This window comes from Mesorhizobium sp. CNPSo 4689, assembly GCF_057784325.1.
In genome coordinates, this window is the sequence record NZ_JBWLUZ010000012.1 from 101,310 (window position 1) to 120,946 (window position 19,637).

Genomic DNA, 19,637 nt, shown 5'->3' on the forward strand with positions numbered 1-19,637 from the left:
TCATGAGCAAAGCTGAGCCTTCGATGGAAGAGTCACGCCGAAGATGATCCGCGACGCGGGGATGGCCTCCATCCTTGGGACTGTCAGAAACTGGCACTTTGCATTATGCTGTCCTTGTTTAGGTGCGGTCGAATTGGCGGCACGAAATGCCTCGCCGCATTGCAAGGGTGAGCGCCTTCGCGTCCGCTCTCCGCACACTATTGTTTCGAAGTGTATCTGCGTCGGGGAACTGGGTGGAGGGGATACTCGATTCCGTTGTCATAGGCGCCGGCTCGGCCGGGCTCGGCGCGAGCTATTTCCTGAAACAGCAAGGGCTCAAGCATTGCGTGCTTGAACGAAGCCGCATCGGCGAGACATGGCGGATGCAGCGATGGGACTCGTTCCGGCTGAATTCGCCCAATATACGCTCGATCCTGCCCGGCGATTCCTACGACGGGGCGGATCCTTGGGGTGCCATAACGCACCACGAATTCGTCGCCTATCTGGAGAGCTACGTCGAGCGGCACCGATTGCCGGTGAGAACCGGGATTCCGGTGCAGGAACTGACAAGAGACGATGGGCACTATCGGGTAGCGACGCCGGATGGCACGATTCGGGCGCGCAATGTGGTGATCGCGACTGGCAATCTGAATTGTCCGGTCCGCCCGCCCTGGTCCGCCGAGCTGCCGTCGGCACTTCGCCAGATCGATTCCTCCGCATATCGCAGTGCGGCCGCACTTGACGACGGTGCGGTACTGGTGGTCGGCAGCGGTCAATCGGGAGGCCAGATTGCCGAAGACCTGGCTCTGGCTGGGCGCTCCGTCTTTCTGGCGACATGCCGCAATGGCCGCTGGGTGCGGAACTATCGCGGCGGCAGCATGCTCAACTGGCTGACCCTGAGCGGTCATCTCGATCTCCCGCGCCGGGAACTAGTCCTGCCATCCGGCAAATTGCCAGCGCGCCCGTTACTCGGCGCGACGCACACCATCAGCCTGCAGTCTCTCACTGCGCAGGGCGTCGTGCTGCTTGGTCGATTTCTCGGCGTGGACAACGGCAGCCTCATCTTTGGCGATCAGCTCGATGACCATATTCGCTTTGCCGATGAGGTCTCTGCAGATGCCAAGCGCCTTGTCGACCAGTATATCGAGCGCACCGGCCTTCAGGCGCCTCCGGCCGAGGACGATCCGGCCGAAACCATCGAGCCGCGATTGCCGAGCCCACCCATCCGCTCGATCGACCTGGCGGCCAGCGGGATCTCTTCGGTAATCTGGTCTACCGGCTTTACGGGTGATTTCGGATGGGTTGGGCTGCCGGGCGCGCTTGATGCGACCGGTCAGCCCCTGCACGAGGACGGCATCGGCGTCGATCCCGGCATCTATTTTGCCGGCCTCGATTTCGCATCAACGCGGAAATCGGGCACGGTACCCGGCATTGCCGAGGAGGTAGCCCGTCTGGTTGACCATCTCGCAAAGAGATGAGCCGGATTGGATATCGAAGCAGATGAGGCGCCCGCGAACTGGCTACGATCAAGGGTAAAGGTGGACGGCAGTGCAACCTGTAGACAGTCCATTGGCAGTTGTCAGATCGGTGCGCCCATCGATCGCTGGGCTTAGGATTCTCGACATCGGTTGCGGGGCCGGCAATTTTGCAGGTCAGCTTGCTGCCGAAGGCGCGGAGGTGGTCGGCATCGATCCGGGCGTGGACGCCATACGGGCTGCCACAGCGGCTGTTCCGCAGGCCAATTTCCTCGAAGGCGTGGCCGAGGCTCTTCCTTTCGACACCGCGACATTCGACCTCTGCACGATGATTAATGCGCTTCACCACGTTCCCGAAATGGCGATGCCGGTAGCGCTTCGCGAAACAGCGCGCGTCATCAGGCCAAACGGCGTCGTGATCATTGTCGAGCCGTTGCCGACCGGCACCTTCTTCTCGGCTCTTCGATTGGTAGAGGACGAGACCGTTGTCCGGCTAGCGGCGCAACGCGCGATCGAAACGGCCACATTGTCTGGAGTGCTCTCTCGGATGGCGACGTTGAACTACGTTCGTCGCGATGTCTTTCCAACCGCCGACGGCTTTTTGGATCGCATTGTAGCTGTCGATCCATCGCGACGCGAAATTGTCGAGCAAAACAAATCTGCCATCAGAGCCGCCGTGCTTGCGGCGGCAGCGCGCACCAGCGAAGGTTCACTGGAATTCGACCAGCCCATCAAGGCGGATATTCTCCAGCGCGCCTGACCTAAGGTCCTTTTCCGAGGGCGCGTCAAAGCGAGCCCCAGGATTCGCTTTTTGCGCCAGTTGCCGATCTGGGGTCTATTGCGGTAGCACCTCAGGCCGCCAGCACTGCCGCATCGAGCCCACGAATGATCTTCGCCAGCTCAACGCATTCGTCGTGCCGCACCTTGTTGCGCCGCCAGGCCAGGCAGATCGTGCGCTGCGGCATCGGCTCCTGGAACGGCACGATCTTGAGATCCGGCATCACGCTAGCCGGGCCTGTCGCCATTTCGGGGATCAGCGTGACGCCGAGCCCGTGCGCCACCATTTGCAACAGCGTCGTCAGGCTGGTGGCGCCGTAGCTTGCCATTGCCACCGGGCGAACGCTGCCGCACACCGCGAGCGCCTGTTCGCGCAAGCAGTGGCCTTCCTCCAGAAGCATCAGCCGTTCCAGCGCCGGGCTTTCCGGCGGCACCGGCGGCGAGGCGAAGGCCGGATCGCCCGATGGCACGGCGAGGAAGAACCGGTCGCAAAACAGCTCCTCGCTGACCAGGCCGGGATGATCGAGCGGCAGGGCGGCGATGAAGGCGTCGAGCCTGCCCGAGGCGCTGTCCTCGATCAGCGATGCGGTCACCGCTTCGCGCAGTTCGAGCTGCAGGGCCGGGAAATGCCGTTTCAGCTCCGGCAGCACATGCGGCAACAGATAGGGCGCAACCGTCGGGATGATGCCCAGCCGGAAGCGCCCTTCCATGGCCGGGCGGCCGCGCCTTGCGGTCGTTTCGACGTCACGTATATCGGCGAGAATGCGCTCGATGCGGGGCTGCAGGGTCAGCGCCTCATCGGTCATCCGCACCACCTTGCCGCCGCGCTCGAACAGCCGGCAGTTGAGCCGCTGCTCCATCTCGGCGATCTGCGCCGACAGCGCCGGCTGGCTGACGCCGGCGAGTTTCGCCGCGCGGCCGAAATGCAGCGTCTGCGCCAGCGCTTCGAAATACTGCATCTGCCGGACGGTGAGGCCTATCATAAGAAAAACCTATCGGAAAAAACAGGAAAGGCAATTTGTTTTTATCGTCAAAGCGCCCTAGTCTGGAACCATTCCAGAGTGGCGGCTCGATGCTTCCCCGGAAAAAGATTCAGCAAATCGGAGAGTAAAAGATGGACGCGAAAACCGATGACAACAGCGCGGGCAAATGCCCCGTCGTGCACACCACCGCAGCCAGGGCCAACCGCGACTGGTGGCCGAACCAGCTGAACGTCCAGGTTCTGCACCAGCAGTCCGGTCTGTCCGACCCGATGGGCGAGGCGTTCGACTATGCCGAGGAGTTCAAGAGCCTCGACCTCAACGCCGTGATCAAGGACCTGCATGCCTTGATGACGGATTCGCAGGAATGGTGGCCGGCCGACTTCGGCCATTACGGGCCGCTGTTCATCCGCATGGCCTGGCACAGCGCCGGCACCTACCGCATCGGCGACGGCCGCGGCGGCGCCGGAGCCGGCCAGCAGCGCTTTGCGCCGCTGAACAGCTGGCCGGACAACGTCAATCTCGACAAGGCCCGCCGCCTGCTGTGGCCGGTCAAGCAGAAATACGGCCGCAAGATCTCCTGGGCCGACCTGATGATCCTCACCGGCAATGTCGCCCTGGAATCGATGGGCTTCAAGACCTTCGGCTTCGCCGGCGGCCGCGCCGACGTCTGGGAGCCGGAGCAGGACATCTACTGGGGTCCCGAAGGCAAGTGGCTGGCCGACGAGCGCTACAGCGGCGACCGCGATCTGCAGAACCCGCTCGCCGCCGTCCAGATGGGGCTGATCTACGTCAACCCGGAAGGTCCGAACGGCAATCCGGATCCGCTGGCCGCGGCGCGCGACATTCGCGACACCTTCGCCCGCATGGCCATGAACGATGAGGAGACAGTAGCGCTGATCGCCGGCGGCCACACCTTCGGCAAGACCCACGGTGCCGGCGATGCATCGTTGGTGGGCGTGGAGCCTGAGGGCGCCGACATCGAGCAGCAGGGCCTCGGCTGGGCCAGCACATTCGGCACCGGCAAGGGTGGCGATGCGATCGGCAGCGGCCTGGAAGTCACCTGGACGACGACGCCGACCAAATGGAGCAACAACTTCTTCGACAATCTGTTCGGCTTCGACTGGGAACTAACCAAGAGCCCGGCCGGCGCTCACCAGTGGACGCCGAAGGGTGGTGCCGGCGCCGGCAGCGTGCCGGATGCGCACAATTCGGCCAAGCGTCATGCGCCGTCCATGCTGACCACCGACCTCGCCCTGCGCTTCGATCCCTCCTACGAGACGATCTCGCGGCGCTTCCATGAGAACCCGGATCAGTTCGCCGACGCGTTCGCGCGCGCCTGGTACAAGCTGACCCATCGCGACATGGGTCCGCGCGTGCGCTATCTCGGCCCGCTCGTTCCCAAGGAAGAGCTGCCCTGGCAGGACGTCATCCCGACAGTCGATCATGTTCTGATCGACGAGCAGGACGCTGCCGCGCTGAAGGCGAAGATCCTCGCGTCCGGCCTGTCGGTGCCGCAGCTGGTCTCAGCGGCCTGGGCCTCGGCCTCGACCTTCCGTGGCTCCGACAAGCGCGGCGGCGCCAATGGCGCGCGCATTCGCCTGGCGCCGCAGAAGGACTGGGCCGTCAACCAGCCGGCCGAGCTGGCCAAGGTGCTGGACAAGCTCGAAGCGATCCAGAAGGAGTTCAACGCGTCGCAGTCCGGCGGCAAGAAGGTCTCTCTCGCCGACCTGATCGTTCTCGGCGGCGGTGCTGCCATCGAGAAGGCGGCCGGGAATGGCGTGACGGTTCCCTTCACGCCGGGGCGCATGGACGCCTCGCAGGAGCAGACGGACATCCACTCCTTCGCGCCACTGGAGCCGACGGTTGACGGCTTCCGCAACTATGTCAGCGGCAGGCAGCGCCTAACCGTCGAGGAAGCGCTGGTCGACCGGGCGCAGTTGCTGACGCTGACGGCGCCGGAGATGACGGTTCTCGTCGGCGGCCTGCGTGTTCTCGGCGCCAATGCCGGGCAGTCGAAGCACGGCGTCTTCACCAGCCAGCCGGCAACGCTGAGCAACGACTTCTTCGTCAACCTGCTCGACATGGGCACGGAGTGGAAGGCGGCGTCGGACGCCAAGGATATGTTCGAGGGCCGCGACCGCAAGACCGGCGAAGTGAAGTGGACCGGCACCCGCGCCGACCTCATCTTCGGCTCGCATTCGCAGTTGCGCGCGCTGGCCGAAGTCTATGCGACGACGGACGCCAAGGCGAAGTTTGCGAGAGACTTCGTGGCGGCGTGGACCAAGGTGATGAACGCCGATCGCTTCGACCTCGTGGCCTGATCGCGCTAGTCTTCAAGATCCAGAATAAGGCGCGGGCCGTGGCCCGCGCCTTATTCGTATTCAGGCTTCGAAAATCAGTCCTTCTCGAAGATGCCGGCCTTGGCGACCACGCCGGCGATGGCGCCGCCGATCAGCGGGGCGACGATGAACAGCCAGAGCTGGCTGAGTGCCGCACCACCCGAAAACAGTGCCGGGCCGATCGAACGGGCCGGGTTGACCGAGGTGCCGGTGACCGGGATCATGGCGAAGTGGATGCCCGCCAGCGTCAGGCCGATGACCAGCCCGGCAAACGCCGTCGAGTGCTTTTCCGCGGTGACGCCGAGGATCACGGTGACGAAGGTGAAGGTGCCGATCAGCTCCCACAGGAAGGCCGAGCTGACGCCCCATTTCGCCTCATCCCAGCCATTCGCTCCGAAGCCGCCGGTGTGCCCGCCGACCTGGCCGGAGACGATGATCCACAGTGCCAGCGAGGCCAGGATGGCGCCGATGATCTGCGCGATCCAATAGGGGACGACGTCCTTGGCCGGCAGCCGGCCGGCGAGGAAGACGCCGAGCGTCACCGCCGGGTTGAGATGCGCGCCCGAGATCGGGCCGATCGCATAGGCCGCCGCAATCAGGCCGATGCCGAACGCCAGGCCGATGCCTTCCTGACCGAGCGGCAGCGCGCCGCCGAAGCCGCCCGTGACCACGGAAGCCGTGCCGATGAACACCAACAGAAACGTGCCTAGAACTTCCGCCAGATAAGTCTTCATTGCCCTCTCCTCGTATCGATTCGCGGCCGCGCCTTTTCTGCGATGCGAATCATGGCGGTAAGAGTATTCGCAACAGGAAAACTTGGAAAGCAGAGCGCTTGCTCCAGCCGGCATGCTTGTGGACGCCAGTCGCGCGCATTAGAGAGCTTTAATGTATTGATCGAATTGTTTCGTTGTGGCTGGAAAACGACTGCTTTTTCGTGCGGCACGCAGGATGCATGCCATCGGACCTTCGCCACATTCGGCGTGGGCCGTGTCGCCATCGGGCAAACGGAACTATTTCAATCTGGGCACGAAAGGCTCTAAGAGCAGGGCCGGACATGAATTGCTGAGCATCGGAAGACGAGAATGCGACTGGGCGGAAGGTTGGCGGCGGCCATCGAAGTGCTGGAAGACATTGGCCGGCGCCACCGGCCGGTGGCCGATGCGCTGAAGGATTGGGGCCTGTCGCACCGCTTCGCCGGCGGCGGCGACCGCGCGGCGATCGGCAACATCGTCTATGACGCGCTGCGCCGCAGGCGCTCCGCCGGCTGGCTGCTGGGCCAGGACACGCCGCGCGCCATCGGCTTCGGCGCGTTGCTGCTCGAATGGGGGCAGACGGCGCAGTCGCTGAATGACGCGCTCGACGGAGACAAGTTCGCGCCGCCGCTGCTCGACGCCGACGAACTGAAGGCGCTCGCCGCCCGCCGGCCCGAAGTCGCGCCGGAAGCAGTGCGCGCGGATATTCCCGACTGGTGCGAACCGCTCTTCGAACGGGCTTTTGGCGAGGCCTGGGTCGAAGAGGGGGCTGCCCTTGCCACCCGCCCGCCGCTCGACCTGCGGGTCAACACGCTGCAGGCCGATCGCGGCAAGGTGCTGGCCGAACTCGCCGACACCGGCGCCAAGCCGGCGCGCCTTGCGCCGCAGGGCATCCGCATCCCGCCGATCGACGGCGACGGCCGGCACCCCAACGTGCAGGCCGAGCCCGCCTTTCAGAAAGGTTGGTTCGAGGTCCAGGACGAGGGCTCGCAGATCGTCGCCGCACTGACAGGTGCTGAGGCCGGAATGCAGGTGCTCGACTATTGCGCCGGCGCCGGCGGCAAGACGCTGGCGCTGTCGGCCGAGATGGGCAATCGCGGCCAGATCTTCGCTCACGACGCCGAAAAGGCGCGGCTTGCGCCAATCTTCGACCGCATGCGCCGTTCGGAAAACCGCAACATCCAGATCGTCAGCAAGCCGGCGGAGCTCGCACCGCTGTCAGGCCATATGGACATCGTGCTTGTCGACGCGCCTTGCACCGGCAGCGGCACCTGGCGGCGCCGCCCCGATGCCAAATGGCGGCTGACGCAGAGACAGCTCGACCAGCGCAAGGGCGAGCAGTCGGCAATCCTCGACGCGGCGAAGGCGTTCGTCAAACGCGGCGGCCTGCTGGTCTACATCACCTGTTCGGTGTTCGACGCTGAAAACAGCGACCAGGTCGCGGCCTTCCGTGAACGCCACGACGGCTTTAGCCCGGTCGATCACCGGGCGCTCTGGGACGGCCATTTTCCGGGCCATGCGGCGGCCGCGCGTATCGGCGCCGCCGGCGGCATTTCGCTGTCGCCGGCACTCAGCGCCACGGACGGGTTCTACGTCTGCGCGCTGCGCCGGGCCGGTTGATCGTTTTGCCAGCCAACAGAGGCGGGATCGGCTCAGGCAGGGCGGAAGGCCGATTGCTGCACTGCAGCATTAGCGATTGCCTGCCGCCCATGCCTCTGCGATAAGCTTTGCCCAGAGCATTGGACCCAAAAGTGGAAACCGGTTTTGGGGTCCAATGCTCAAACAAAAAGACAGAGTGGCGGCAAAGTCCGCTGCTCTGGAAACAAAGGCGAAGGCCAATGGCAGCAAAGATCGTACCCGCTCCGGATTATGAGGACCGCGTCAGGACGTCCTTTGCGCGTCAGAAAGCAATGACGACCATCGGCGCCGAACTGACCTTGGTCACTCCCGGCATCATCGAGATCGAGATGCCTTATTCGGTGGCACTCACCCAGCAGCATGGCTTCCTCCATGCCGGCGTCATCTCGACGGCGCTGGACTCGGCCTGCGGCTACGCGGCGTTCTCGCTGATGCCGGAGAATTCCACCGTGCTGACCATCGAGTTCAAGGTCAATCTCCTGGCGCCGGGCAGGGGCGAGCGCTTCTTGTTCCGCGGCTCGGTGACCAAGCCCGGCCGCACCATCATCGTCGCCGACGGCCAGGCCTATGCCTTCGCCGCCGACGGCGAAGCCAAGCTGATCGCCACCATGACCGGCACGATGATGACCGTGGTCGGCCGCGATGGCATTGCGGGGTGAGGAGCGGTCCGCGCAGCGGACGAAAAGCCCCCAAATGGGCTTTTCGAGCGACGAACGCCCGGAGCCATGGCGGAGGGCCGGGAGGCGGCGAGGGCATGTCGCCCGTCTTCCCTTCCGGCGCAACTAGTAGGTAGGGAGAAGTAGACATCGTGGCGGGTAAAGTTTCTCATCTATCGGGCAAGTCCGTCCTCTTCGTCATGGCGGTCGAAGCCGAGTACGGTCCGCATCTCAAGCGCCTGTTCACGCCTGTCATGACCGGCGTCGGGCCGGTCGAGGCCGGTGTCAGGCTGGGCGCCGAGTTTGCCCGGCTGAAGGCCGAAAAGATGCTGCCGGATCTCGTCGTCTCGCTTGGCTCGGCCGGCAGCCGGACCCTGGAGCAGACGGAAATCTACCAGGTGGTTTCGGTTGCCTATCGCGACATCGACGCCTCGCCCCTGGGCTTCGAGAAGGGCGCCACGCCGTTTCTCGACCTGCCGGTGGCCGTGCCCCTGCCGTTCAGGATTCCCGGCATAAGAGAGGCGACGCTGTCGACCGGCGGCGCGATCATTACCGGCGTCGCTTATGATGCCATCGCCGCCGACATGGTAGACATGGAGACCTTCGCCTGCCTGCGCGCCTGCCAGCTGTTCGGCCTGCCGCTGATCGGCCTGCGCGGCATTTCCGACGGTGCCGCCGACCTGAAGCACGTCAATGACTGGAAGGAATATCTGCACGTCATCGATGAGAAGCTGGCCGGGGCGGTCGGGCAGCTTGAGCAGGCGATCGCCTCAGATGCGCTGCAGCTTGGTGCGGCCCCGCAACCCATTGCGCCGACTCATTTCTTTCTCTAAACGCTCGCCATGAAGACAGCCAATCACCCCGACACCGTCCTGATTGTCGATTTCGGCAGCCAGTTTACGCAGCTCATCGCCCGCCGCATCCGCGAGGCCGGCGTGTTTTCCGAGATCGTGCCGTTCCAGTCGGCCGAAGCAGCCTTCAAGCGTATCAATCCCAAAGCGGTGATCCTCTCCGGCGGTCCGGCCTCGACTTCCGACATCGGCAGCCCGCGCGCGCCGCAAATCGTCTTCGATGCCGGCGTGCCGGTGCTGGGCATCTGCTACGGCCAGATGACGCTCTGCGTGCAGATGGGCGGTGTCGCCGAAAGCTCCGACCATCGCGAATTCGGCCGCGCCTATGTCGAGATCGAGAAGGACAACCCGCTGTTCGAGGGCCTGTGGGCGCCCGGCCAGCGCCACCAGGTGTGGATGAGCCATGGCGATCGCGTCATCTCCTTGCCCAAGGGCTTCGAGGTGTTCGGCCGGTCGGAAGGCTCGCCCTTCGCCATCTTCGGCAATGTCGAGCGCAAGATGTACGGCATCATGTTCCACCCCGAAGTGGTGCACACGCCGGACGGCGCCAAGCTGCTCAGGAATTTCGTCCACAACATCGCCGGCATCGAAGGCGACTGGACGATGCGGGCCTATCGCGAGCACGCGGTCGAGACGATCCGCAAGCAGGTCGGCAAGGGCAAGGTCATCTGCGCGCTGTCGGGCGGCGTCGATTCCTCGGTCGCGGCACTGCTGATCCATGAGGCGGTCGGCGACCAGCTGACCTGCATCCTCGTCGACCACGGGCTGATGCGCAAGGACGAGGCTGTCGGCGTGGTGGCGATGTTTCGCCAGCACTACAATCTGCCGCTGATCCTGGTCGACGCTTCTGATCGTTTCATCTCGGCGCTGGAAGGCGAGTCCGACCCGGAGAAGAAGCGCAAGACTATCGGCCGGCTGTTCATCGAGGTGTTCGAGGAAGAGGCGCAAAAACTCGGCGGCGCCGATTTCCTGGCCCAGGGCACGCTCTATCCCGACGTCATCGAAAGCGTCTCCTTCACCGGCGGCCCGTCGGTGACCATCAAGTCGCACCACAATGTCGGTGGCCTGCCCGAGCGCATGAACATGCAACTGGTCGAGCCGCTGCGCGAGCTGTTCAAGGACGAGGTCAGGGCGCTCGGCAAGGAGCTTGGCCTGCCCGAGAGCTTCATTGGCCGCCATCCGTTCCCCGGCCCCGGTCTCGCCATCCGCTGCCCGGGCGGCATCTCTCGCGACAAGCTGGAGATCCTGCGCGAGGCCGACGCCATCTATCTCGACGAGATCCGCAAGGCCGGCCTCTACGACGCCATCTGGCAGGCCTTCGCCGTGCTCTTGCCGGTGCAGACCGTCGGCGTGATGGGCGACGGCCGCACCTACGAATTCGTCTGCGCGCTGCGCGCCGTCACCTCTGTCGACGGCATGACGGCGGACTTCTACCACTACGACATGGCCTTCCTCGGCGCCGCCGCCACCCGCATCATCAACGAAGTGCGCGGCATCAACCGCGTCGTCTACGACGTGACCTCAAAGCCGCCCGGCACCATTGAGTGGGAATGATTCAGACCCACTCAAACGCCGCCGAAAATACGCCAATCTGCGACGTAACGTACTGAAAACAAAAATAAATCCTTTCGGAGACAATCGGCGACAATCGGCACGCAGAGATTGGCTTTGACGGACCGCTTGACGGACCTTCCGCATATTGCCCACCCGAATTTTTCTAAGTACCGTCGGAGCCAATGAGGCTCGTGACGGTACTTTTGTGTACCTTAAGGCATTGAAGGAAAAAGGAATTTCCTGCCGCAGAGCCTTGAAATTGTACTGACGGTACTTTTCAGGAGGCAATGGGTATGCTGACGGACGCCACCCTTAAAGCACTGAAACCAAAAGAAAAAATCTACAAGATTGCTGACCGTGACGGCATGTATGTCCGCGTCATGCCCAGTGGCGCGATCTCGTTTCGGCTGGACTACAGGCTGAATGGACGCCGCGAGACGGTCTATCTCGGCAGATATGGCAGAGACGGCATCTCGCTCGCGTTGGTCCGAGAGAAGTGCCTCGACGCGAAGCGCGCCATTGGCGAAGGGCGATCGCCGGCGATCGAGAAGCAGCGCGACAAGCGCCGCCTGAAAGAGGCAAAGTAGGATGCTCAGGCGATGCTGAAGAAGATCATCGCCGAGAAATGGTTCGCGCCACGCGGCGTCATCGGCTTCTGGCCGGCCAATGCCGTCGGTGACGACATCAGACTGTTCACGGACGAGGCGCGATCGCAGGAATTGGCGACCTTGTTCACCTTGCGCCAGCAACTGACCAAGCGCGACGGCAAGGCCAATGTCGCGCTTTCGGATTTCGTCGCATCATCGGACAGCGGCAAGCCCGACTATATCGGCGGTTTCATCGTCACCGCCGGCATCGAGGAAGTGGCGATCGCTGAGCGTTTCGAGCGGGCGAACGACGACTATTCTTCGATCATGGTCAAGGCGCTGGCCGACCGCTTCGCCGAAGCCTTCGCCGAGCGCATGCACGAAAAGGTGCGCAAGGAATTCTGGGGCTACGCGCCCGATGAGAACCTGGCGCCGGACGAGCTGATCGGCGAACCCTATCGCGGCATCCGCCCGGCGCCTGGCTATCCGGCGCAGCCCGACCACACCGAGAAGGCGACGCTGTTTCGCCTGCTCGACGGGGAGGGCAATGCCGGGGTGAGCCTGACCGAAAGCTATGCAATGTGGCCGGGCTCGTCCGTATCGGGAATCTATCTGTCGCATCCGGAAAGTTACTATTTCGGCGTCGCCAAGGTCGAACGCGACCAGGTCGAGGACTATGCCGCCCGCAAGGTCATGCCGGTGGCTGAGGTCGAGCGCTGGCTCGGACCCATTCTCAACTATGTGCCGGCACACTATGCCGAGGCGGCTGAATAGCGGCGGCAAGCTCTGTCTTTTTCGCTCTGACAGCGAGCGGTGACGGTACTTTTCGAGACGGCTTGGGCGCGCCGTCGAACGCCGCAAAGTGCAAAAATCGCCCGATGGTCCCGATAGTTGGTGAAACCTCAAAATATTTTTTGCGGCGATTTTTCCCTTTAAAAATCAAAAGCGTAACTTTTTGACGGTTTTGATGTCGGAGTTTGCGCGATGTTGGAAAATATTTGACAGTGATTTCAATGGGTTATATGCTGTTTGAACAATCGAGTGGGAGTGAGGGGAAAGACCTGCGAAATTCGGCGAAACGGCTATGTTAGCGTAGAAAAGCATAGTGTTATCTGCGATCTCATCGACTATCGGCACTCCATAGCCAATTGGACCTCGGATATCGGCAAGCTGCTGATTTTCAAGAGGCTGATTTTGATTGCTCCAGACGACAAAGGAGGCAGCGGGAAAATCTGACGGTATTTCCGACTGTATATTCGCAAGCGTCCAAGAGCGGTTGATTGCATTCCGTCAAATGAATCAGCGTACTGCCGGTATTTCTCAACGGCTTAAGTTTTGAAATTGCGAGAGGAATTGCCGTCAAAGGAGCCGTATTTTCCCTGACGGTATTTTGCCCTCCAAATTGGTCGCTCACACTCACTTTGAGCGCGAATTATCCACCGGCTGCGCCAGACCGCGTCAGCACAGTGTCCGCGCCTGCTCGATCGCCTGGCGCAGGCGGCGGATGCCGGCTTCGCTCTGCGCCTTGTTGCAGGCGGCATACCCGAGCACCAGGCCGTTGCCTGAGGTCGACCAATAGTATTTCGACAGCGGCGAGGCGTTGACGCCGAGCCTGTAGGCCTCGACAACCGCGCGGTCATCGCAACCCTCCGGCAGATCAGCGACGAGCTGAATGCCGGCTCCCGCCGGCGAGAGCGTCACGTCGGCGGGCAGTTCGGAGGCGAAGAGATCGTGGAACACTGCATAATCCATGCTCTGTATCGCAGGCACCGGCCGTCCCTGGAAGCGGTACTCGCCGTCGAAATCGTCCTCGATGATCCAGGAATTGTGGCGCTCGGCGATCTCGAACAGGCGCAGCCGCTGGTCCATGCGCATGGTGATGCCAAGCGGATGCTGCAGGCCGGCGTTAATAGATCAGCCGCGGCGCGATGTCAGGCGGGTTCATCTGCCAGCCGTCACGGTCGACGGCAAGCGGCATTATGTTGGCGCCGGCCACGGTGAAGGTCGCCCTGGCGGCATAGTAGCCGGGCTCCTCCAGCCACACCGTGTCGCCGGGGTCGAGCAGCAACCAGCCTATCGACTTGTCGATTTCTCTCAAAGGATTTTCAGCCGCCTTCGATCGGGCGGCCGAGCTGATGAAGTGACAGAGCGGGCTTGCCACGGCAAGAGACGCATCGCGGTCCAGCGGAAAGGTCCTCGGTCTCAAAGACGACCGAACTCGTTAAGCAACTCTTCAAGTGTTTTCCCTTGGGCGACCCGTTCGCGGGTCTTCTGTTCGCGTGCTGCCTGTTCGCGCGCGAGCTCCACGACCGTTTCGGCGCTGGCTACCGGCACGACGGTCACGCCGATCGTGTCGGCGACCACGAAATCGCCGGGATTGATAGGTACGCCGCCGCATTGAATTGGCACGTTGATCGAGAGCTCATCCTTTCTGCCTGAATACATTGTGTGCGTGCCTCGCGCCGTGATGGCGCGGGTCCAGATCGGCCAGCCGATCGCCTCAAGCTCGTCGATATCGCGGCCGGAGCCATCGATGATCATGCCGCGAATGCCGCGGTTCCTTGCGAGCCCGCCCATCAGCCCGCCGCACACCGAGGTTTGCCGGTCGCCGCCCGCGTCGACGACGATGATGTCACCATCCCTGCCCATCTCGATTGCCCTGAGCGGGTCAACGAGGTCTCCGGAAGAGAGCTGGACCGTGAGGGCCTGGCCGACGATTCTCGCCGGAAACGCCGGCTTGATCTCCGAATCCATCACGCCCTGACGGTATTGAGCATCGGCAAAGACGCATGAGGCGCTGTAGCATTTGGCGACCTCATCGAATTTTGCAAGCAGCGCCGGCTGCCGCTCGAAATCGTTGAAAACCTTGAGCATCGCACGACCTCCCTTATCTTCGAGCCGGCGTTCGCGTCAGCTCTACTGCGTTAACCGGGTTGAGCGGCATGCCGCCGGTCAGCACGCGCGCGACTTCTGACGCGGCGGTTTCGCGGGCAACCCGGATCGACTCTTCGGAATAGTACGCCGTGTGGGGTGTCACGATGACGTTGGCAAGCGAGAACAGCGGATTGCCGCTTGGGTTCCAATTGGCGAGCTTGGCCGGCTCCTCTTCAGGATCATCCAAGCCGGCGCCGGCGATGCGGCCTTCGGTCAGCGCCCGATAAAGCGCGCGGTTGTCGATGGTTGGACCGCGGCCGGTATTCACTATAATTGCCCCCTTCTTCACCTGGCGGAATTCCGCCGCGCCCAGGAAATGCCGGGTCTCGGGGGTTATCGGCACCTGCATCATCAGATAGTCGGAGTTTTGGAGAATCTCTGCCTTGCCGACGCGGCGCGCGCCTTTCGCCTCGGCGACGCCCTTCTCGATGTAAGGATCATAAACAAGGATATCGACGCCGAAGCCTTTGGCGCGCTCGGCAATCGCCTGGCCGATCTTGCCGAAGGAGACGATGCCCATTGTGCGTCCCTTAAACCGATGGATCGGTTGCCCGGTCTGCCAACGCCAGATCCCTTCATGGGTCGCGGCGTTGTATTGGAAAAGCTTGCGGGCGAGCGCGAGCCACAGCCCGATCGCATGGTCGGCGACCTCGTCGGTGCAATAGTCGCGGACATTGGTGACAAGAATGCCCTTGGCGGTCGCCGCGTCGACATCGACTATGTCGACACCGATGCCGTAGCGGGCGATCACCCGGCAGCGCTGCATGCGTTCGATGGTCTTCGCGCCGATGCGGGCATACTGGTTCATCATCGCGTCGCAGTCGATCGCCTCGGCAGCCAGTTCCTCCTCCGACTTGGCCTGGAGCCCTACGACGCGCGCCCCGACTGCCTCCAGCACGGCCCGTTCGATATCCAGATTGCCGTAGTCGTAGTCGGTGATGACGACCTTGGGGTGTTCCGCCATGCCGCGTCTCTCCTGCGCTTCAGACGTAGGCGCCGGCCGAATAAGTGAGCTCATAGGAGTGACTGTAGAGCTCGATGATATTGCCGAAGGGATCCTCGCAATAGACCATGCGGTAAGGCTTTTCGCCCGGATAGTAGTAGCGGACCTGGCTCATCCGCTGGCGGCCGCCGAGGGCCTCGATGCGCTTGACGCGCTCTTCGAGATGCTGGTCCTGCAGGCAGATGTGGAAGATGCCCGGACGCCAGTATTCGAAGGGCCGCTTCTCAGGGCGAGTTTTGGGGAACTCGAAGAGCTCGATGCCGATGCCGTCGCCGGTCGAGAGGTGAGCGATCCGGAAACTTCCCCAGCCGGCTCCGAAGACGTCGTCGCACATCTGGCCGATAGCGCTGTCGTCCTGGCTGACCTTGGTCGGCCCCATGATCACATAACAGTCGAAGGCCATCGAGTAGAACTCGACTGCTCTTTCGAGGTCGGGCACGGTGATGCCGATGTGGGAAAAGGTTATGGCGGTCATTGATCTACCTTTCCTTTTTGTCTTGGCAAGGTGAGCGGGCCGACGATGAAGGCGAGTGCGCGACCGATCTCGCCGCGCCACATGTCGACGCCGACCGCGGTCACGATGATGGCGCCGATGATGACGTTCTGGGCCGACGCCGGCACGGCGTTGAGGTTGAGCGCGTTCTGGACGATGACGATGGTAAGCGCGCCGATCACGGTGCTCACGATCTGGCCGCGACCGCCGGCGAGACTTGCGCCGCCGATCACTGCGGCGGCGATCGCCGAGAGCTCCATCCCAACGCCATAATTGGGCGAGCCGGAATTGAGCCGTGCGGCCATGAGCACGGCTCCGACCGCCGCCATCGCACCGGCAATGACGAAGGCAAGGAAGCGCGTGCGGGCGACATTGAGCCCGGAGAGCGCCGCGGCCTGCGGGTTGCCGCCGACCGCGTAGATCGTGCGGCCGAAGGCGGTGTAGCGCATGACGAAGAAGGCGAGTGCGTAAAGGCCGACGACGTAGAAGAGCGGCAGCGGCACCCCGAGAAGAGAACCGTAGAAGATCGGCTCGAGCTTCGGGTGCACGGAGAATACCGGCGAACCGTTGTTGAACATGAAGGCGATGCCGCGGAACGCCGAGAGCGCCGCGAGCGTGGTGATGAACGACGGGATACGAAGGTAGGCGGTGAGGACGCCGTTCACGGCGCCAAGGAGCACGCCGATCAGGAGGACGAACAGAATCGCGAACGGCAGCGGCACGTCCCCGAATTTGATCGCCATGGCGAAAACCATAGTCATCAATGCGATGGCCGAACCGGGGGAAAGGTCGATGCCGCCGGTGAAGATCACGATGGTCGAGCCGATCGCAACGATTGCGACGATGCTCACCTGCAGAATGAGGTTGGACAGATTGCCGACATCGAGAAAGCGGTTGGTGGTGAGCGCGACGACGACAGCCACCAGGAGAAGGGCAGCAAGCGGACCGACGATCTGGTTGCTCACCATCCGCTTCATGCGGCAAGCTCCTCCTGGTCGGCGGAGGCCTTGACCAGGTCGGCCTTGTCGAGGCTCCTGGCATCGCGGATTGCGACGATCCTTCCGCGGCTTACAATGCCGATCCGGTCGCTCATCGCGAGCAGCTCGTCATAGTCGGAGCTGATCAGGATGACGCCCTTGCCGGCGGCTGTAAGCTCGTTGATGAGCTGATAGACGGCGATCTTGGCCCCGACATCGATACCCTGGGTCGGCTCGTCGAGAACGAAAAGCTCGGCCTCCGCGAACAGCCACCGGGCAATCACGATCTTCTGCTGGTTGCCGCCGGAAAGCTCGCCGACCAGCGCCGTCTCGGCAGTAGGCGTGATTCTGAGGCTCCGGATCAGGCCGTGGGCAAGGCGTCGTTCGCGGGCGTGGTCGAGCATGGCTCCGTGCGTGATCCGGCCGAGCCCGGCGATCGAGATGTTCTCAAGCCCGTGGAAATTGAAGAAGAGCCCGTCGGATTTTCGATTCTCCGGCACAAGCGCGATCCCGGCGGCGATCGCGTCGCGCGAGGACAGAAGCTCGAGCGATTTGCCGCGGAGCCGGATTTCGCCTTGCCGAAGCACATCGACCCCGAACAGGGCGCGGGCGATTTCAGTGCGGCCGGAGCCGAGCACGCCGCCAAGGCCGAAGACCTCGCCGCGGCCAACCGTAAAGGTAGCGCCGGCGACGCGGTTGCTCGTGTGGATGGAGCGCACGTCGAGGAGGGCGTCACCCGTGGCATTCGCCGCCTTGGGAAAGTGTTCGTCGACGCGGCCGACCATCTTACGGACAATGGCCCTGATCTCGACCGGCGTTTCCGCTGCGTTCGATACCACGCGCCCATCCTTGAGGATCGTTGCTTCGTCGACCAGTTCAACGACCTCGTCTAGGCGATGCGAGATGTAGAGGATGATCCTGCCATCGTCCTTGAGGCGCAGGAGAAGGCGATGAAGCTCGGCGATCTCGTCGGGGCCGAGGGCGGTGGTCGGCTCGTCGAGAATGATCATCGAGGCGTTGGCCGCGATCGCCTTGGCGATCTCCACGAGTTGCTGGCCGGCGGTTGAGAGTTCGCCCACGATCGCGTCCGGGTCGATCGCGACGTGGATGCGGCCAAGCACGCGCCGGGCTCCCTCGCGCATTGCCGGCCAGTCTATCCGCCATCGGTTTCGCGGAAGCCGGCCGAGATAGATGTTCTCCGCGACCGATAGCGTTTGGACGAGCGAGAACTCCTGAAAGACCGTGGCGATCCCTGCGCGCCGCGCGGCGATCGGGTCGGAAAGCACGACCGGCCGGCCCGCACACAGGATCTCGCCCGAATCGGGCTGATGCACCCCGCACAGAACCTTGACAAGCGTGGACTTGCCGCAGCCATTCTCGCCGAGCAAGCCGTGAATCCGCCCGGCAACGAGGCTGAGCGACACGGAATCGTTCGCCACAACGCCGGGGAAACGCTTGGTCACGTTCCTCAGCTCCCAGACGGGAACGCTCTCTTCCATAGTTCTCCACGCGATCCTTGCTTCGCCCGACCGGGTGGTCCGGCCGAGCGAGGGAGGTGCTGCTTAAGGAACATAAGTTCGTCTCAATACTGCATCGACGGCTTCGGATAGAGCTTGTCGGGCGCCTGCAGAACCGGCAGCACATTGGCCTTGTCGACAATCGTTGTCGGTGTTTCGACAAACCCTCCTGCGAAATTGCCGTCGAGCACGTCGATCGCGACCTGCAACGCAATCTGGCCCATGACGAATGGTGTCGTGTTGACAGTCGCGGTGACCGTGCCTTTGCTGATCTCCTCGAGAGCGGCGGTGTCGCCATCATTGCCAAGCAGCATCAAGTCGTTTCGACCGAGCGACTTAGCGGCGAGTTGGGCACCCATGATCATGTAGTCGTTCGCAGCAAAGATGACGTCGACGTCCGGATGACCCTGGAGCAGGTCCATGCCGGCGGTGTTGCCACCCTCAACATTCCAGCCGCCGGGAATGCTCGCAACAATATCCACATTCGGCTTGCCCTTGACGGCGTCGAGGAAGCCGCCGACGCGCTCTGTCGAATGATAGCCGGGCTGGCCTTCGATGACCGCGGCTTTGACCGATTTATCGCCGAGCCTCTCAAGGAGGTATTCGCCGATCTTGTGCGTGCCTTTGCGTTGCGAATAGCCGACCACGGCATGGACCGGGGTCGGAAAATTGGCGATGTCGGAGTTGACGATGACGACGGAGATGCCTTTGTCGACGGCCTGCTTGACGAGCGGAGCGGCGGCCGCCTCGTCATGGGTCGACAGGACGATGGCGTCGACGCCCTGGGTGATCACGTCCTGGATCATGCCCATCTGGCCGTTGATGTCGGCGCCGCTTTGCGGGGCGAGCATGAAGGTCTCAACATTGCCCTTCTCGGCCGCTGCGGCTTTGAGGCCCTCGCCGATGGCGATGTAGTAGTTGAACTCGGTCGCCGGCGGCATGTAGGCGATGCGGATCTTGTCCTTGCCGGCGCCCTTGGTGATCGGCGCCTGTGCGCCCGGTTGAAGCGGTTGCGGTGCGGCGTAGTCGATGGCGAGGGCAATACCGGTCGCCGTGAGTACTACGACCGCGCTTGTCGCTGCTATCGCGATCAACGATCGAAAGCTGAAGCTCATGTCTTTC

Annotated in this window: 17 protein-coding genes and 2 pseudogenes; 9 read left to right on the forward strand and 10 right to left on the reverse strand. The window is 63.0% G+C overall.

Translation table 11 applies throughout. The features are described from left to right. The first annotated feature begins 233 nt into the window (after positions 1-233). Both AC04SI_RS17955 and AC04SI_RS17960 read left to right on the forward strand, forming a co-directional pair. Complete coding sequence (locus AC04SI_RS17955) at positions 234-1,457, forward strand: flavin-containing monooxygenase (protein WP_404281239.1); 1,224 nt, start codon at positions 234-236, stop codon at positions 1,455-1,457. A 91-nt stretch (positions 1,458-1,548) separates the two neighbouring features. After that, positions 1,549-2,214 carry a class I SAM-dependent methyltransferase gene (locus AC04SI_RS17960; protein WP_488474584.1) on the forward strand — a complete coding sequence of 222 codons (666 nt, stop codon included), beginning with the start codon at positions 1,549-1,551 and terminating at the stop codon, positions 2,212-2,214. A gap of 91 nt (positions 2,215-2,305) precedes the next feature. On the opposite strand, the gene AC04SI_RS17965 is transcribed toward AC04SI_RS17960, so the two are convergent. Then, positions 2,306-3,214 carry a hydrogen peroxide-inducible genes activator gene (locus tag AC04SI_RS17965; protein ID WP_404281241.1) on the reverse strand — a complete coding sequence of 303 codons (909 nt, stop codon included), beginning with the start codon at positions 3,212-3,214 and terminating at the stop codon, positions 2,306-2,308. A 131-nt stretch (positions 3,215-3,345) separates the two neighbouring features. On the opposite strand from AC04SI_RS17965, the gene katG reads away from it, so the two are divergent. Further along, positions 3,346-5,535 carry a catalase/peroxidase HPI gene (gene katG, locus AC04SI_RS17970; protein WP_404281242.1) on the forward strand — a complete coding sequence of 730 codons (2,190 nt, stop codon included), beginning with the start codon at positions 3,346-3,348 and terminating at the stop codon, positions 5,533-5,535. Positions 5,536-5,609: 74 nt separating this feature from the next. Here the strand turns inward: katG and AC04SI_RS17975 are convergent, their stop codons facing one another. Further along, positions 5,610-6,287, reverse strand: coding sequence for an MIP family channel protein (locus tag AC04SI_RS17975; RefSeq protein WP_192179792.1), 678 nt, complete (start codon positions 6,285-6,287; stop codon positions 5,610-5,612). Between the two features lie 348 nt (positions 6,288-6,635). On the opposite strand from AC04SI_RS17975, the gene AC04SI_RS17980 reads away from it, so the two are divergent. The 6 genes and pseudogenes from AC04SI_RS17980 to AC04SI_RS18005 all read left to right on the forward strand — a co-directional run. Beyond that, complete coding sequence (locus AC04SI_RS17980) at positions 6,636-7,925, forward strand: RsmB/NOP family class I SAM-dependent RNA methyltransferase (RefSeq protein ID WP_488474585.1); 1,290 nt, start codon at positions 6,636-6,638, stop codon at positions 7,923-7,925. A gap of 218 nt (positions 7,926-8,143) precedes the next feature. Further along, entirely contained in the window at positions 8,144-8,602 is a 459-nt protein-coding gene (locus AC04SI_RS17985) for a PaaI family thioesterase (protein WP_404281245.1), read from the forward strand. 149 nt (positions 8,603-8,751) lie between these two features. After that, positions 8,752-9,432, forward strand: coding sequence for a 5'-methylthioadenosine/S-adenosylhomocysteine nucleosidase (locus AC04SI_RS17990; RefSeq protein WP_404281246.1), 681 nt, complete (start codon positions 8,752-8,754; stop codon positions 9,430-9,432). A gap of 9 nt (positions 9,433-9,441) precedes the next feature. Continuing rightward, positions 9,442-11,004 (forward strand): glutamine-hydrolyzing GMP synthase, encoded by a 1,563-nt coding sequence (gene guaA, locus AC04SI_RS17995; RefSeq protein WP_404281247.1) that lies wholly within the window; start codon positions 9,442-9,444, stop codon positions 11,002-11,004. Positions 11,005-11,297: 293 nt separating this feature from the next. Beyond that, positions 11,298-11,588, forward strand: a pseudogene (locus AC04SI_RS18000) (Arm DNA-binding domain-containing protein); the annotation flags it as partial. Between the two features lie 3 nt (positions 11,589-11,591). Then, positions 11,592-12,365: pseudogene (locus AC04SI_RS18005) on the forward strand (vitamin B12 dependent-methionine synthase activation domain-containing protein); the annotation flags it as partial. 684 nt (positions 12,366-13,049) lie between these two features. Here the strand turns inward: AC04SI_RS18005 and AC04SI_RS18010 are convergent. The 8 genes from AC04SI_RS18010 to AC04SI_RS18045 form a co-directional block, all read right to left on the reverse strand. Further along, positions 13,050-13,466 carry an aminotransferase-like domain-containing protein gene (locus tag AC04SI_RS18010; protein WP_404284658.1) on the reverse strand — a complete coding sequence of 139 codons (417 nt, stop codon included), beginning with the start codon at positions 13,464-13,466 and terminating at the stop codon, positions 13,050-13,052. 31 nt (positions 13,467-13,497) lie between these two features. Beyond that, positions 13,498-13,689 carry a hypothetical protein gene (locus tag AC04SI_RS18015; RefSeq protein WP_404284660.1) on the reverse strand — a complete coding sequence of 64 codons (192 nt, stop codon included), beginning with the start codon at positions 13,687-13,689 and terminating at the stop codon, positions 13,498-13,500. A 104-nt stretch (positions 13,690-13,793) separates the two neighbouring features. Next, positions 13,794-14,465, reverse strand: a complete 672-nt coding sequence (locus tag AC04SI_RS18020) for an RraA family protein (protein WP_404284662.1) — start codon at positions 14,463-14,465, stop codon at positions 13,794-13,796. Between the two features lie 13 nt (positions 14,466-14,478). Next, complete coding sequence (locus tag AC04SI_RS18025; RefSeq protein ID WP_404284664.1) at positions 14,479-15,489, reverse strand: C-terminal binding protein; 1,011 nt, start codon at positions 15,487-15,489, stop codon at positions 14,479-14,481. A 19-nt stretch (positions 15,490-15,508) separates the two neighbouring features. Further along, on the reverse strand, positions 15,509-16,003 hold the full coding sequence (locus AC04SI_RS18030) for a lactoylglutathione lyase family protein (RefSeq protein WP_123149322.1): 495 nt from the start codon (positions 16,001-16,003) through the stop codon (positions 15,509-15,511). After that, positions 16,000-16,998 carry an ABC transporter permease gene (locus AC04SI_RS18035; protein ID WP_404284666.1) on the reverse strand — a complete coding sequence of 333 codons (999 nt, stop codon included), beginning with the start codon at positions 16,996-16,998 and terminating at the stop codon, positions 16,000-16,002. Before AC04SI_RS18035 ends, AC04SI_RS18030 begins: the two co-directional genes overlap by 4 nt. Next, a complete protein-coding gene (locus AC04SI_RS18040) occupies positions 16,995-18,461 on the reverse strand; it encodes a sugar ABC transporter ATP-binding protein (RefSeq protein WP_404284668.1) in 1,467 nt (488 codons plus the stop codon). Before AC04SI_RS18040 ends, AC04SI_RS18035 begins: the two co-directional genes overlap by 4 nt. A 119-nt stretch (positions 18,462-18,580) precedes the next feature. After that, positions 18,581-19,630, reverse strand: a complete 1,050-nt coding sequence (locus AC04SI_RS18045) for a sugar ABC transporter substrate-binding protein (protein WP_404284670.1) — start codon at positions 19,628-19,630, stop codon at positions 18,581-18,583. Positions 19,631-19,637 lie beyond the last annotated feature (7 nt).